Origin of the sequence: Paraburkholderia sp. GAS333 (assembly GCF_050435665.1) — a bacterium.
In the GTDB taxonomy this organism is placed as follows: domain Bacteria; phylum Pseudomonadota; class Gammaproteobacteria; order Burkholderiales; family Burkholderiaceae; genus Paraburkholderia; species Paraburkholderia fungorum_A.
In genome coordinates this window covers 87,692-100,128 of record NZ_JBNDKS010000006.1, presented here as the reverse complement: position 1 = coordinate 100,128, position 12,437 = coordinate 87,692, and the positions used below count along the sequence as shown (strand labels likewise).

The window sequence follows — 12,437 nt, the reverse complement described above, 5'->3', positions numbered from 1 at the left end:
GTCCTCTGTGTTCACAAAAAAGGCGCGAGTGCGCCCGTCGCGATCGCTTGGGGTTGTCTGGATCGTCGCGTTTCAAAGTGGGTGGGTTGCGCTGCTGGCGAAACCTGATTGCGTCAGGACGGTGTGCCGTTCGCGGTGTCGTTCAATGCGGCGCGGTCCTCGAAATCCTGCTCGGCGCGCTTGATCAGCGTCAGCACGGCCTCTTCCGCGGCCTGCGGATCGCCCTGCTCGATCGCCACGCACAGCGCCTCGTGCATCGGCAGAGAACGGGCCGGGCCGCCGGCAATCTCGGAACTGAGCTCGAAGCTCGTGCGCAAGATCGCCGACAGCGCGTTCTGCATCTGCTGAACGAACTGGTTGTGACAGGCGGCCAGAATGGCGCCGTGAAATGCGAGGTCGGCAGGCACATAGTCGCCGTGGCCGGCCACCGCCCGCTCCATCGCCTTGAAGGCGCGGCGCACGGCGATGCGATCTTCCGGCGTCGCGCGCTTCGCGGCGAGCCTGGCCGCGTTCGGCTCGATGATCAGACGCAGTTCCATCAGATCTTCGATCAGGCCCGGCTCGATTGCGCCGGCGCGCGCGCGCCACGTGATCACGTCGGGATCGAACAGTTGCCATTGCGCGCGCGGCAGCACGATGGTGCCGTAGCGGCGGCGCACCTGCAGCATGCCCTTGGCCGACAGCGACTTCATCGTCTCGCGGATCGTGATGCGGCTCACCTGCATCTGTTCGGCGAGCACGGGCTCGGCTGGCAGGATGTCGCCCGGCATGAATTTGCCCGAACAGATCTGTTCGCCGAGCTGATTCAGGACCTGTCTGTGTAGCGTCGCCACCATTTTATCTCTATGTCATACGTATGATGTAGAAAGATAGGCGTGACGAAGGCTCCCTGCAACCAGGGATGACCCTCAAAGCATTTCCGTTGCTTCCCACCGATGCAATACGTCGCGGCGGCAAGCAAACATTATTCTGACCGGCTCCGGCTCAGTCGAACGTGCGCGCCGAATACTGTTTGAAGCAAAGCAGATATGCGCTAGAGGCGATTGCCAGTCAGAACAGTCAGAACAATCTGGCAATCGCCGGGACGCTCAACACGGCGACGTAGTAGCCCATGAACTGCACGCCCGCGTTAAATGCGAACAGCCGCGACAGCAGGCCGCCGAACAGGCCCACGGTGAGAATGACGGCCAGCCCGAGCAACTGTCCTTCCCAGAAGCTGATCACGACGATCAGTCCCGAGAACGTCGCGATAATCGCTTCGTGACTCAAACGACGCGCGACGAACGATGCCGCCCGGTGCGCATAATTCATGGCGAGCGGATACGCGATCAGCGCAGCGAGCAGGACCGACAACAGTCCATATCCCAGGAACTCGTGAACCGACATCAACGTATGCAGGTTGTTGATGTGCCCGGTTGCTGCGTCCACGGAGAAGCGCGGAGGCGCATTGAACAGCGGCGCGGCCGGCCCCGCCGCGACCGGACTCAGAGGCAAACCGAACGCAATCAGCGGAATCAGCGCTTCCGCGATATAGGTCGCTTCCGTCACGCCGTTGCGGGCCGCGATCACGGTGGTCAGCCGCTGATACGCATGCTTGACACGTGTGCCGACCAGTTCCCCCATCACCACGGTCATCGCCACCGGGCTGAACACGAAGGTCGCGCTCGACACGGCAGCCGTCGCCATCGTCCACGCCGTCTGCTGCCTGTCTAGCACGCGGAACGGATTGGGAAAGTAACCGCGCCACGCCTTCAGGTCCGGCGCAAGCGAGAAGGTCGATACATGCGGACGGCGCATCCGGTTCCGCTCGGCCGGAGAAAGAATCGAAAAGAGATCGGCGACGAGCGGGCCGATTGCGATTCCGAGGAAGTAGCTAACACTGAGCTTTACGCCGTATTTTCCGGTCAAACCCTGCAGGCCGACGATCAGAAGCACGAACGGCAACAGCAGCAGCACCGACGCCCATCGTCCGGCGGAAAAGTACGCGATGACAACCGCCGCAACGAGGAACACCCAAGGGGCCGCTTTGGAGATTGCGCTACCGAACGGTGCCAGCAGCACGGCGAACAGAACCGCAAGCGGTACCGCCACAAAAGCCGCGATGATCCCGCCGGAGATCATCTTGCGTAACGCAATATGCGGCACGCCGAGCGCGCGCAACATCGTCGCCTGCTGCAGCAACGGTGCGGCCATCGTATCGCCGGGTATGCCGAGCAGCGCGGTAGGGATGGCATGGGTCATGTGTTTCGCGACCGCGCCCGACATGAAAAACGTGAATACGCCAGCGGGCGGCACACCCAGCAGCGCAACAAGAAGTGTCAGCGGAGCGATGGTGGTCGTCTCGTCCGTGCCGGAAATCAGGCCGATACCGGCGAATACGATCGCGCCGAGCAGGCCCATCGACAGCGCGATTACCAGCTGGTGAAGAAGCGGGTCCATCAGTGTGCTCCTTTGCTCATGGCCAGATCGGCCGGACGGTTGGCTTCGTCGATATGCCGCTCATGCGCGTGCTCGCGCTCGTAGGCAGCGAACAGATCAAGCAGACCGAGTTCGTCCATTTCGGCTCGCGCGGCCGGCGAGAGATCCGCCACCGTGCCGAGTCCGCCGGATTCCGCAGCAAGCTGATCGAGTACTCTCATGCGTTCGGCAGGATTGACCGCGTGCTCGACAACCTCGCGCTTCGGTTTGAACAGGAACGCGCAAACCACGCCCGCCACGAGGCAGCCGGCGAGGCCGACCAGCATCGCGTACGCGCGAGCAATCGCCGCGTCGGGCACGAATGCCGACAGCAGCCGTTGACCCGCGAAGAATGCGCCGATGCTGATGCCCGTCCCGAGAACGACCGACCATGCAAGGTGTCGCAGATCGACTGTGTCGCCCCAGACTTCGACGAGTTCGAGTGACGACTCCGTTGCCGGATCGTCATGACGCTGAGTCGCGGTGGCCGGTGCCGCCGCGTGAGCGCGATAGGTTTCCATCTGTCTCCTCCGGATCGTTGTCGGAGTTGCAATTGACCGGCCGCGCGACTGGGCGCACTGTGCCGGCTCTTCGTCTATACGTTATTCGACATCGTGCGAGCGCGGCGCGCCGCCATCGCGCGGGCCACTCGCGACGACGTCACCCTGCCGAGCGCCGTCGAAATAAACTCACCTGCTTCGGCAAGCGCAGCGAGATCGATACCCGTGTGCAAGCCCAGTTCATCGCACAGGTAAACCACGTCTTCGGTCGCGACGTTGCCCGTTGCGCCGGGTGAATACGGGCACCCGCCGATACCGGACACCGAACTATCGAAGCTCGCCATACCTGATTGCAGCGCGGCGTACACATTCGCGATGGCCATTCCCCAGGTGTCGTGGAAATGGCCCGCAAGGGCCGATAACGGCACATCTTTCGAGCACGCTTCGATCAGACGTCGGGTCTTCGCAGGCGTGCCCGTTCCGATCGTGTCGCCGAGGCTGATCTCATAGCAGCCCATCTGGTAGAGACGTGACGTCACGCGCGCGACCTGCAACGGATCGATCTCGCCCTCGAACGGGCAGCCCAGCACGCAGGACACGTAACCCCGCACGCGCACGCCCTCCTGCCGCGCCCTCTCTACGACCGGCTCGAACCTGTCGATGCTCTCGTCGACCGAACAATTGATGTTCTTCTGCGAGAAGCTCTCCGATGCCGCTGCGAACACGGCAACCTCGTCACACCTCGCCTCCAGCGCCGCGTCGAAGCCTTTGAGATTCGGCACGAGCGCCGACAACACGACGCCCTCCCGACGCTCGATCTCGCGCAGCACCTGGGCGCCGTCGGCCATCTGCGGGACCCATTTCGGCGAAACGAACGCGGCGGCTTCGATCGCGGTGACGCCCGCCTGCACCAGTCTGCGGATCAGTTCGACCTTCGTCGCGGTCGCCACAAACGAAGGCTCGTTCTGCAAGCCGTCGCGCGGACCGACCTCGACGATTCTGACCTTGCCGGAAGCGGGCAGGTCAACCATGGCGGGACCCCGCGAGCAGTTCCACCGCGTAGTCGGTGCGCACGTCCTTCGCCGCGACCATCTGCTTCACGACCCAGTCGACGTCGGCGCCGGTCGCGCCCGCCGCCATCGCGATGTTGCGTGCATGCAGCGCCATATGGCCGCGTTGAATCCCCTCGGTCGACAGCGCGCGCAACGCACCCATGTTCTGCGCGAGACCCACTGCAACGGCGATTTCTCCCAACTCCTGCGCTGATTTCACGTCCATGATTTTCAGCGCAAGACGCGCGAGCGGATGCGTCTTCGTCGCGCCGCCGACCAGACCGACGGGCATCGGCATCTCGATCGTGCCGACCAGATCGCCGTTAGTCGCCTTCTCCCATGTCGTCAGCGACGTGTATCGACCGCCCCGGCTTGCATAGGCATGCGCGCCCGCTTCGACCGCGCGCCAGTCGTTGCCGGTCGCGACGATCACCGGATCGATCCCGTTCATGATCCCTTTGTTGTGCGTCGCGGCCCGGTAGGGATCGATCGCCGCGAACAGATAGGCATCGACCACACCGTCGATCACTTCTTCGCCCGAATACTCCTTCGTTCTGAGCGTGTCGGCCGAATAGCGGACCTGCGCGCGCGCGAGGCGCAGGTCCGCGAGATTCGACAGAATCCGCAGGCGCACCTTGCCACCGGTGATTTCCTCAACCCGCCCTGCGACGGATTCGGCCATCGTGTTGACCGTGTTCGCACCCATCGCATCCCTCACGTCGACGATCAGGTGCGCAACGATCATCGCGCCACGCGGCGTGTCGGGAAACACGTGCACTTCGATGTCCTTGCAGCCGCCGCCCAGACCGATCAGAACCTTGTCGCGGCTGTTCGCCAGTTCGATCAGTTCCTCCTTGTGTTTCAGCAACGACAGGCGGGCGCCGTACGGGTCGGACACGCCGAGAATCTGAACCTGCGCGCGCATCAGCGGGCCGGTGCTCGACGTGCGGAAGCCGCCCGCTTCACGAGCAAGCTTGGCCATGAACGATGCCGCCGCGACGATCGACGGCTCTTCAACAGCCATCGGCACGATCACGTCCTTACCGTTGATCTGGAAGTACCCGGCCACCGCCATCGGCAATTCGAAGGTGCCGATCACGTTTTCGATCATGCCGTCCGCTATTTCCACCGGCAGTGCCCCCGGCTTCGCGAGTTGCGCGTACTGCGCGTCGTCGAGGCCGACAGCCTTGGCGACATGCGTCCAGCGTTCGCTCGGAGAGAGTGCGCGGAAGTTCGGGAGGGCTGAATCGATCGTCATTTACGTCTCCATGTGTCATCAATGCCACGTCGTGCTGTCGGACTTGCGGCGGTCTGTAGATGCACGAATAATAAAGACCGTGTACCCATATAAAAGGTACAGTCTGGATCGACAGTTAATCATCTGTACCCGGTACAGTCCGCGTACCTTGCAGGGCAATAACCATGAATCGGCGTGAAAAGACGTCCCTGTCGGGATCGATGGCGGACAATCTGGCAAAACAGATCGAAGAAGGTCTGTTGCCGGCAGGATCGAAACTGCCGTCCATCAGGGAATACGCTGAGGCGTCGGGCTGCTCGAAGAACACGGTCATCAGCGCATTCGACATCCTGACCGCGAACGGGCTGATCGAACCGCGACGCGGTTCCGGCTTCTTCGTTGCGAGACGGGTTAAAGGGCACAGCGAAGTCGAGGAAGCGTCCACCCTCGACCGGGCAATGGACGTCGTCTGGCTGATGCGCGAACAGTTGCAGGTCAAACCCGACGTGCTAAACCTCGGCGAAGGATTCCCGCCGGTCGAATGGCTCGGCGAGACGCGCCTCGATCAGTACCATCAGCGCGTGGTGCGCACGGGCGTCGCGTCGCTTTTCCGTTACGGCAGCCGCTACGGATACCTGCCGCTGCGGCAGTCGCTTCAGCAGAAACTGGCCGCTTACGAGATCGAGGCGAACCCGTCTCAGATCGTCCTGACGCATGGTGCAAACCAGGCCATGGACATGGTGATCCGCTACTACGTGCGGCCGGGCGATACGGTTCTGGTCGACGATCCCGGTTATTACGCGCTGTTCGGCAAACTGAAGCTAAGCGGCGCGAACATCGTAGGCGTGCCTCGCGACGTGGATGGCCCGAACATTCCCACACTCGAAAAGCACCTCGGCACATACCGGCCCCGGCTGTTCTTCACGCAGTCTGTCGGACAGAATCCCACCGCGACGGATACGAGTGCCGCCAAGGCGCACCGCATCCTGCAGCTTGCCGAGATACACGATCTGACCATCGTCGAAAACGATGCGCTCGCCGATTTGCGGCCCCGCTCGCTCACGCGGATTTCGACGCTCGACCAGTTGCGTCGCACGATCTATATCGGCAGTTTTGCGAAGTCGGTGTCGGCTGCGCTGCGGGTCGGATTTCTCGCGTGCAACGCCGACCTTGCCAGCGATCTCGCCGACGTCAAGATGCTCACGCACGTGAGCAGTTCGGAATACTGCGAACGCACGCTTGACGCGATCATCAACGACGGTCACTTTCTTCGGCATACCAATCATTTGCAGGAGCGTTTGCAACGCGCGACGGCCACTGCCGTCGACGCACTCACCAGACTCAATGCCGATATCTACAAAGTGAGCGACCGGACCATGTATCTGTGGGCGTCGCTGCCCGGCCATGTCGACTCGATGAAACTGGCACAGGCGCTCCTTAACCATGGCGTGATTCTCGCCCCGGGCGCCGTCTTTTCTCCGTCGAGCGATCAGGTGTCCGCGTATTGCCGCTTCAATGTCGCCTATCTCGCCGACAAACGTTTTGCCGCAGCGTTAAGTGCGATTGCATGACGGACACCGCTAAGGCTCACAGTCCAGGCGTGCCGTCGATCGCGACGGCCAGCGTGTCGACGGCGGGCATGATGCTCTCGGCCGATTCGCGCGAGGACAGTGGCCGCGTTAGATTCCAGGTAGCGCGTCAGCCTTCTCCGTCTGCTTACGGCTGGCCACATAGCGTCGCTGTTCCCCGTTCAACCGGTCGAGTCGTTCGAGCAATGCTCTCGACTGTTTCTGGAGGCTGGCTGGCAGCAGCGGTATAGCGAGCACAGCTCCGATCCTTGAGCGCCAATAGTCGAGGCTGATCCCTCCGTTAGTCCCATCGGCCGATATCCGGTCATTCCTGTGCTCGAGATGAATCAACACGGCGCGGATGTGCGCCAGATCCTTTTCTGCAAGTGCGTGGCTCACGTCTGATTCCTCAACTTTTCCGCCGACTCCAGACATTCCGCGCCTTGTATGTGGCCCACAAGGGAGCGGCGTGCCCTGTTTTCGATGCGCTTGCGAAGCGTGTTACCGGTGCGGCCGCGTCCATCGACACCAGTCGTGGTGATCGAGATTCCGTAGAAGATCCGCGCGCCGCCGTTCCCGCCGGTAGTGAGCCGCTACGCCTGCTGCGGCGATGACCAGCGCGATCGTGCCAACCGCGATTCCCATCCAGGTTTGCTCCACGTCTGCCTCCTTGCGTCACATGAGTTTCCGGCTTTGTCCAGGCCAGACCGGGACTGCGACTTCAGTCCGTGTGGACGACAGAACTTCTTCTGTTGACAGTCAACGCACTCCCGCGATGGCGCGCAAAATCGCCTGTCCCCTGACGGTTATGCGTGGCAGCGGCAGGCTGGTATCGGACGACGCGGTATCGACCAGCTCCAATGCGCGCAATGCGCCCAGTTCCGCATGGTCCGCTCCGATACGTTCGGGCGAATCCTTGATGATCAGCAAGGTAGCCAGCTCGTGAAGACTCAGCATGTTTTCCTATCCAGAATGTTCTGTGCGGAGACGACAGGCAGATCTACTTGCCGGTCGCGACACCGCAACGCGTGAAAGTGGATTCCGAAAAATTCGTGGGACTGCCGGCGGGATGACCGGCTAGCGACGGCCCCGGGGAGGAGCCCGGCGCTTCGGCTCGGCCGGTGCAGGGTGCCGGGCGCGACTGGGATCGGCAGAAGCCGTATCCTGGGCGGCGGCGGATGATCGAACAGCGACGTCGCCGCCTGACGTGGATGGCGCAGGACTCACCGCGCTCAACATCGCGTCGACGCTCCGGGCGCTCTTCGCGATTCCGTCGAGCAAGGTATGCGCCTCGCGCGCGCCATTTTCGTCGCCTGCGTTCGCAGTCAGGTTCAGGTCGACCGTGGTGGTTGTCAGTACGTCAATCCAGCCTTGCGTGTAATCGGCGATCTGCGAAGCCAGCGTGGGCAATGTGTCGGCCTGGGCGCGGACCACCTGCTCCAGCGTCCGCGCTTGCAGCAGACACTCCCAGTGGCGCGCCGCGCTCGCGAGCATCAGTCCATATGTTCTGAAGTTCAGGCGCGCCAGTTCGACAGATCTGGAAAACAGATCGCCTGGTACACAGGCAACAGCAGTCGTACAGGTGTCGTATGTCGTCGGAAATGGCATCTTCTCTCGAGTGCTCATGATGTCTCTCAGGTTTTCGCTGACGGGGTGCTGCTACCTGCTAAGTCGGCAGACAGCTAGCTCTCCCAAATCAAATCGCCCTCTGGGTCGCAACCAGGCCGATTTAGAGTGTTTATTCTATCTTTGTGAAAGCGACGTCAATATTACGAACTACCCCAGGATTTTCCCCACTATATGGGATTTACTTCTCTATGCTTGCTGCAGAGCACAACGAAAATTGAACCCGGGCATTCGGCTCTGCGCCCGCACTTTTCAACCGGCTGGAATTGCCTTTGTCTATGACTTTGGCTGCAGAGTAGTCCCCCCGCGCTCCCCACTTTCACAGTCAATCAGCGTGGGGCAATTCCGATTTCTCGTGGACAGGATGGCTTAGCCATTGAGCCATCCAGTACCGAATGATGCTAAAATTGATGCACCATGGCATCACTTTTGAGGCGAAAAATGCGAACTACCGTGTCGATCGACGACAACCTTTATGAGCGCGCCCTTGAACTTGCTGATCCCGACATGGACAAGTCCGACTTGTTCCGCGTAGCGATGCAGACCTTCGTGCGCGTACAGGCTGGAAAGCGACTCGCCGCTCTGGGCGGCACTGTTCCGGAGATGGCTGACATCTCGCGCCGGCAGTCGGAGCCAGCAGCTCGATGAGCGTCCTCGTCGATACTTCTGTATGGGTTGATCACTTCCGTGGTTCCAACTCAAGACTGGCTCAACTTCTCTTTAGCGATCAGGTGCTAACGCATCCGGTCGTGCTCGTAGAACATGCATGCGGCACTCCACCCGCACCACGAGCGCGTACATTGCGCGATATCGGACTGCTGGAGCACGCGAAACACGCGACATGGGCAGAGGTAATGGAGTTGATCGAAGCAAGACAGCTTGACGGTCGAGGCTGCGGCAGTAGCGACATCACGCTTCTCGCATCGACCTTGATAACACCCGGCGCATTGCTCTGGACGCTAGACAAACGACTTGCCCAACTTGCAGGAGAAGTTGGCGTCGCTTTTATGCACGACATTCATTAGCAGCGATTCATCTCGCTCTGAATCCATTGCGCGAGGCGTCGTGCGCCGACAGGTAACTCCGTGTCGGTACGCATGCACAAGTAGTAATCGCGACCATCATCCAGTGTCGCTTCGGATAAACGAACCAGCTCCCCCGACGCGAGCTCGCGTTCAATCAGCGGCGCGCGCAGCAGCGCAATGCCTAGTCCTGCCTGCGTCGCGTTCAGCGTGAGTTGACCATCCTCGAAAAGAGGCCCAATTGCGTGATGCACGTTCGGCACGCCCTGCTGGCGCAGCCACGCGACCCATGTCGCTCGATCCTCGTCGTGAATGAGCGGCAGCGCGGCGATGTCGGCCGCGTTTCTGATTGGCCCATGCTGCTTCAGAAACGCGCGACTGCACACCGGCACGACCTGACCGGACAGCAACCTCGTGCGCGTATAACCCGTCCACTCGCCCGCGCCGAACCGGATCGAAATATCCGATGCGTCGCTGTGATAGTTGCGGTGATGCGCATACGACACGTTCACGTCCACGTCTTCGTTATCGGCGAGAAACGCGCTCAGCCTCGGGATGAACCAGCCAATGCCGAAAAGCGGAATCAGGCTGATCGTTACCTGCCGTAGCGCGGTGCGGCTTCGCACCACGCCTGTCGCGCTCCGCAGTACGGAAAACGCGGCGCTGATCGAGCGATAGTAGTCGCGGCCTTCGTCGGTCAGCACGAGCGCGCGACCTTGTCTGCGAGTGAGTGGCGTTTGCACGAAGCTCTCGAGGAGCTGCAACTGGTGGCTGATCGCCGACGGCGTGATGTCGAGTTCCGCACTCGCCAGGGTGACCGAGCCAAAGCGCGCAAATGCCTCGAAAGCGCGCACCGCACGCAGCGGCGGGTCATCCTTCAATTGTTCGATATTTTTCATGTATTGAATTATAAGTCAGATATCGGAGACACGTCACAACTCGTCGCACCCCGTCAGCATCGCGTAAAAAGCCCGTTTTTAGCGAGCTAATATCAAATTCGTCTGTCTATCTAATTATTTTTCATTTTGATCCAGTCAATCGACAACGTAATATTTCTCAAATATAAAGTTACCCACGCCGGACCTTCATGACCAACACAGCAAGCACTCCGATCGCTGCCCCCGCAGACAGCGACGATCGCCTCGGCATTCTGGCGCGCCGCCGTATCGAAGCGGAAATCATCAAACCCATCTATCAGATCCTCAAGCGCGATCTCGGCACCGAAAAAGCGCAGGCCGTGATCGGCGAGGCAGTACGGGGAGCCGCAGTGGCCGCCGGAAAAACGTTCGCTGCGCAGGAAAAAAACGGCACCAGCATTGCTTCGTTCATCGCCCTGCAGGTGCTGTGGGAAAAAGACGACGCGTTGAACGTTTCGGTGCAGCGCGAAGACGCCGTGCATTACGACTACGACGTGCACCGCTGCCGCTACGCGGAGATGTATCACTCAATGGGACTCGGCGAGATCGGACATCTTCTGAGTTGCGCGCGCGACGCGCTTTTCATCGAGGGCTACGACCCTCGCATTGAACTCACGCGCACGACCACGCTAATGCAGGGCGGACCGCGTTGTGACTTCCGCTATCGGCTGAAAGACGACGACGCGAGCGCGCGACTTTCTGTGGAGCACGGCGATGACTGACGCACTTGCCGTTTCCAGGCCGACGCTACTGCCTCGCGTTGACGGCGCACGCCTCTGGGCTTCGCTCGACCGTATGGCGCAGATCGGCGCGACGCCGAAAGGCGGCGTGTGCCGTCTCGCGCTGAGCGAGCTGGACCGGGAGTCGCGTGACCTGTTCGTCACGTGGGCGAAAGAAGCGGGCTGCCAGATTCGCGTCGACCGGATGGGCAACGTTTTTGCGCGGCGTGCCGGTCGGCAGGCAGATGCAGCGCCCGTCGTCACCGGATCGCACGCCGATTCGCAGCCCACCGGCGGCAAATACGACGGCATTTATGGCGTGCTCGGCGGGCTTGAGGTGATTCGTGCGCTGAACGATGCCGGCATCGAAACGGAACGACCCGTCGACGTCGTCATCTGGACCAATGAAGAAGGCTCGCGCTTCGCCCCGGCCATGATCGCCTCGGGTGTGTTCGCGAACGCTTTCTCGCTCGATTTCGCGTTATCGCGAAAGGACGCGGCGGGCACGACTCTGGGTGAGGCACTGCAGGCAATCGGCTATGCAGGCAGCGAGCCGGTTGGCGGCTTTCCTGTTCACGCGTTCTTCGAATTGCATATCGAACAGGGAGCGGTGCTGGAGCGCGCAGGCAAAACGATCGGCGTGGTGACGGCTGGCCAGGGGCAGCGCTGGTACGAACTGACGTTTCGCGGCACCGACTCTCATGCGGGCACGACGCCGATGGACCTGCGCCGCGACGCGCTGGTCGGCGCCGCGCGCGTGATCGATTTCGTCGATCAGCTCGGCCGGCAGCACGCACCGAATGGCCGGGCAACCGTCGGGATGATCGAGGCGCGTCCGAATTCGCGCAACACGGTGCCGGGCGAGTGCTTCTTCACGATCGAATTCCGTCACCCCGAAAGCGCCGTGCTCGATGCAATGGACGCCAGCATGCGTGAGGCGGTGCAGCGGATCGCTTCCGCGCAGCTTCTCGACGCCGAGATCACGCAGATTTTCGACTATGCGCCAGTGCCGTTCGCGCCCGAATGCGTAGATGCCGTGCGGCACGCTGCGCGTACGCTGGATCTGCCCTTTCAGGACATCGTCTCGGGCGCAGGACATGACGCGTGTTACATGGCGCGTGTGGCGCCGTCGGGGATGATCTTCATTCCTTGCGTAGGCGGCCTGAGCCACAACGAAGCCGAGGCTATTACGCCGGAATGGGCGACAGCGGGAGCCAACGTGTTGCTTCACGCCGTGGCTCAAGCGGCGGGCATCTGTTCCGTCGACATCTAGCCCGCGCATGAGCCGCGCACACCTTATTTCATCACAGCGTCGCTCGCGTGACGCTCACCAACAAGC

General features: G+C 61.5%; 15 protein-coding genes. 5 read left to right on the top strand and 10 right to left on the bottom strand.

Annotation, left to right across the window (positions count from 1 at the left end; all coding sequences use genetic code 11):
• Positions 1-113: 113 nt before the first annotated feature.
• From ABH945_RS27750 to ABH945_RS27730, 5 genes are all read right to left on the bottom strand, one after another.
• Complete coding sequence (locus tag ABH945_RS27750; protein ID WP_253189833.1) at positions 114-836, bottom strand: FadR/GntR family transcriptional regulator; 723 nt, start codon at positions 834-836, stop codon at positions 114-116.
• Between the two features lie 223 nt (positions 837-1,059).
• Entirely contained in the window at positions 1,060-2,439 is a 1,380-nt protein-coding gene (locus ABH945_RS27745; RefSeq protein WP_429252687.1) for a tripartite tricarboxylate transporter permease, read from the bottom strand.
• Positions 2,439-2,978, bottom strand: coding sequence for a hypothetical protein (locus ABH945_RS27740; RefSeq protein ID WP_429252686.1), 540 nt, complete (start codon positions 2,976-2,978; stop codon positions 2,439-2,441). The genes ABH945_RS27745 and ABH945_RS27740 overlap by 1 nt, the downstream gene beginning before the upstream one ends.
• Before the next feature lie 74 nt (positions 2,979-3,052).
• Positions 3,053-3,988 carry a hydroxymethylglutaryl-CoA lyase gene (locus tag ABH945_RS27735; RefSeq protein WP_429252685.1) on the bottom strand — a complete coding sequence of 312 codons (936 nt, stop codon included), beginning with the start codon at positions 3,986-3,988 and terminating at the stop codon, positions 3,053-3,055.
• Positions 3,981-5,267: a hydroxymethylglutaryl-CoA reductase, degradative gene (locus ABH945_RS27730; RefSeq protein ID WP_074771366.1), complete on the bottom strand. Its 1,287-nt coding sequence runs from the start codon at positions 5,265-5,267 to the stop codon at positions 3,981-3,983. Before ABH945_RS27730 ends, ABH945_RS27735 begins: the two co-directional genes overlap by 8 nt.
• A gap of 164 nt (positions 5,268-5,431) precedes the next feature.
• Between ABH945_RS27730 and ABH945_RS27725 the strand changes: the two genes are divergently transcribed.
• Positions 5,432-6,817 carry a PLP-dependent aminotransferase family protein gene (locus ABH945_RS27725; RefSeq protein WP_429252684.1) on the top strand — a complete coding sequence of 462 codons (1,386 nt, stop codon included), beginning with the start codon at positions 5,432-5,434 and terminating at the stop codon, positions 6,815-6,817.
• A 108-nt stretch (positions 6,818-6,925) separates the two neighbouring features.
• On the opposite strand, the gene ABH945_RS27720 is transcribed toward ABH945_RS27725, so the two are convergent.
• The 4 genes from ABH945_RS27720 to ABH945_RS27705 all read right to left on the bottom strand — a co-directional run bounded on the left by ABH945_RS27720 (position 6,926) and on the right by ABH945_RS27705 (position 8,440).
• Positions 6,926-7,213: a hypothetical protein gene (locus ABH945_RS27720; RefSeq protein ID WP_429252683.1), complete on the bottom strand. Its 288-nt coding sequence runs from the start codon at positions 7,211-7,213 to the stop codon at positions 6,926-6,928.
• Positions 7,214-7,315: 102 nt separating this feature from the next.
• The gene (locus ABH945_RS27715; RefSeq protein WP_429252682.1) at positions 7,316-7,474 is read right to left on the bottom strand and encodes a hypothetical protein; all 159 of its coding nucleotides are present in this window, start codon (positions 7,472-7,474) and stop codon (positions 7,316-7,318) included.
• 99 nt (positions 7,475-7,573) lie between these two features.
• Positions 7,574-7,771, bottom strand: a complete 198-nt coding sequence (locus ABH945_RS27710; RefSeq protein WP_074771363.1) for a hypothetical protein — start codon at positions 7,769-7,771, stop codon at positions 7,574-7,576.
• 120 nt (positions 7,772-7,891) lie between these two features.
• The gene (locus ABH945_RS27705; RefSeq protein WP_429252681.1) at positions 7,892-8,440 is read right to left on the bottom strand and encodes a hypothetical protein; all 549 of its coding nucleotides are present in this window, start codon (positions 8,438-8,440) and stop codon (positions 7,892-7,894) included.
• Positions 8,441-8,881: 441 nt separating this feature from the next.
• On the opposite strand from ABH945_RS27705, the gene ABH945_RS27700 reads away from it, so the two are divergent.
• Together ABH945_RS27700 and ABH945_RS27695 are read left to right on the top strand one after the other, a co-directional pair.
• Positions 8,882-9,088: a type II toxin-antitoxin system VapB family antitoxin gene (locus ABH945_RS27700; protein WP_429252979.1), complete on the top strand. Its 207-nt coding sequence runs from the start codon at positions 8,882-8,884 to the stop codon at positions 9,086-9,088.
• Positions 9,085-9,465 carry a type II toxin-antitoxin system VapC family toxin gene (locus ABH945_RS27695; protein ID WP_429252680.1) on the top strand — a complete coding sequence of 127 codons (381 nt, stop codon included), beginning with the start codon at positions 9,085-9,087 and terminating at the stop codon, positions 9,463-9,465. Before ABH945_RS27700 ends, ABH945_RS27695 begins: the two co-directional genes overlap by 4 nt.
• On the opposite strand, the gene ABH945_RS27690 is transcribed toward ABH945_RS27695, so the two are convergent.
• A complete protein-coding gene (locus ABH945_RS27690; RefSeq protein ID WP_429252679.1) occupies positions 9,462-10,361 on the bottom strand; it encodes a LysR substrate-binding domain-containing protein in 900 nt (299 codons plus the stop codon). The genes ABH945_RS27695 and ABH945_RS27690 overlap by 4 nt on opposite strands.
• 188 nt (positions 10,362-10,549) lie before the next feature.
• Between ABH945_RS27690 and ABH945_RS27685 the strand changes: the two genes are divergently transcribed.
• Both ABH945_RS27685 and ABH945_RS27680 read left to right on the top strand, forming a co-directional pair.
• Positions 10,550-11,101 carry an L-2-amino-thiazoline-4-carboxylic acid hydrolase gene (locus ABH945_RS27685; protein WP_429252678.1) on the top strand — a complete coding sequence of 184 codons (552 nt, stop codon included), beginning with the start codon at positions 10,550-10,552 and terminating at the stop codon, positions 11,099-11,101.
• Positions 11,094-12,371, top strand: a complete 1,278-nt coding sequence (locus ABH945_RS27680; protein WP_429252677.1) for a Zn-dependent hydrolase — start codon at positions 11,094-11,096, stop codon at positions 12,369-12,371. The genes ABH945_RS27685 and ABH945_RS27680 overlap by 8 nt, the downstream gene beginning before the upstream one ends.
• Positions 12,372-12,437 lie beyond the last annotated feature (66 nt).

Bases quoted from the DNA above. Each gene is read 5' to 3' on its own strand.
- ABH945_RS27705 (WP_429252681.1), bottom strand. From the start codon at position 8,440: ATGAGCACTCGAGAGAAGATGCCATTTCCGACGACATACGACACCTGT.
- ABH945_RS27690 (WP_429252679.1), bottom strand. From the start codon at position 10,361: ATGAAAAATATCGAACAATTGAAGGATGACCCGCCGCTGCGTGCGGTG.
- ABH945_RS27740 (WP_429252686.1), bottom strand. From the start codon at position 2,978: ATGGAAACCTATCGCGCTCACGCGGCGGCACCGGCCACCGCGACTCAG.
- ABH945_RS27730 (WP_074771366.1), bottom strand. From the start codon at position 5,267: ATGACGATCGATTCAGCCCTCCCGAACTTCCGCGCACTCTCTCCGAGC.
- ABH945_RS27695 (WP_429252680.1), top strand. From the start codon at position 9,085: ATGAGCGTCCTCGTCGATACTTCTGTATGGGTTGATCACTTCCGTGGT.
- ABH945_RS27735 (WP_429252685.1), bottom strand. From the start codon at position 3,988: ATGGTTGACCTGCCCGCTTCCGGCAAGGTCAGAATCGTCGAGGTCGGT.
- ABH945_RS27680 (WP_429252677.1), top strand. From the start codon at position 11,094: ATGACTGACGCACTTGCCGTTTCCAGGCCGACGCTACTGCCTCGCGTT.
- ABH945_RS27725 (WP_429252684.1), top strand. From the start codon at position 5,432: ATGAATCGGCGTGAAAAGACGTCCCTGTCGGGATCGATGGCGGACAAT.
- ABH945_RS27700 (WP_429252979.1), top strand. From the start codon at position 8,882: ATGCGAACTACCGTGTCGATCGACGACAACCTTTATGAGCGCGCCCTT.
- ABH945_RS27750 (WP_253189833.1), bottom strand. From the start codon at position 836: ATGGTGGCGACGCTACACAGACAGGTCCTGAATCAGCTCGGCGAACAG.
- ABH945_RS27710 (WP_074771363.1), bottom strand. From the start codon at position 7,771: ATGCTGAGTCTTCACGAGCTGGCTACCTTGCTGATCATCAAGGATTCG.
- ABH945_RS27685 (WP_429252678.1), top strand. From the start codon at position 10,550: ATGACCAACACAGCAAGCACTCCGATCGCTGCCCCCGCAGACAGCGAC.
- ABH945_RS27745 (WP_429252687.1), bottom strand. From the start codon at position 2,439: ATGGACCCGCTTCTTCACCAGCTGGTAATCGCGCTGTCGATGGGCCTG.